The organism is Chitinophaga hostae (genome assembly GCF_018224885.1).
Taxonomy (GTDB): Bacteria; Bacteroidota; Bacteroidia; order Chitinophagales; family Chitinophagaceae; genus Chitinophaga; species Chitinophaga hostae.
Map to the genome: position 1 here is coordinate 1 of NZ_JAGTXB010000064.1, position 571 is coordinate 571.

The window sequence follows — 571 nt, forward strand, 5'->3', positions numbered from 1 at the left end:
GCCTGCACCGTGGAATAATATTGCCGGTAACAATACCGTCAACCTGAAAAACGACCAGGGTCTGGCAACCGGTATCGGGCTGAGATTTGATGAATCCTGGTGGGCAGCAGGCGTGGAAGGCGCCACTACCGGCAACAACAGTGGGGTATATCCGGACGTAGTGCTGAGTCAGTACCTCTACTTTGGTTCATTGCCGGGCTTCTTTAGCGGCGCACCTGCCATGCATGGACACATCACCGGTTTAAGTGCCAACACCACCTATACCCTCAAGTTCATGTCCGACAGTAAATGGTGGGCGCCTCAACCTGACAACGGCAGTACCCAGTTTACCGTTAACGGTATCAGCAAATCGCTGTACGCACAGAATAACACCACCAACACCGCCGACTTCATTAACCTGACAGCAAATGCAAACGGCGAAATCACCTTTACAGCCAGTATTCCGGCGGGTGGACAGGTAGGTTATATCAACGCCATGGAATTAATTGCTACAACGGCTGCTCCTGGTAACCTGGCTAACAACAACATGGCAATGAACATTAATACAGCTACTTCGCTGAATAATAACAAC

The 571-nt window shown here is 50.4% G+C and carries 1 protein-coding gene; it reads left to right on the top strand.

Translation table 11 applies throughout. The features are described 5' to 3' along the window. A partial coding sequence (locus KE626_RS34525) for a hypothetical protein (RefSeq protein WP_211977727.1) occupies positions 1-571 on the top strand: 571 nt, incomplete at both ends.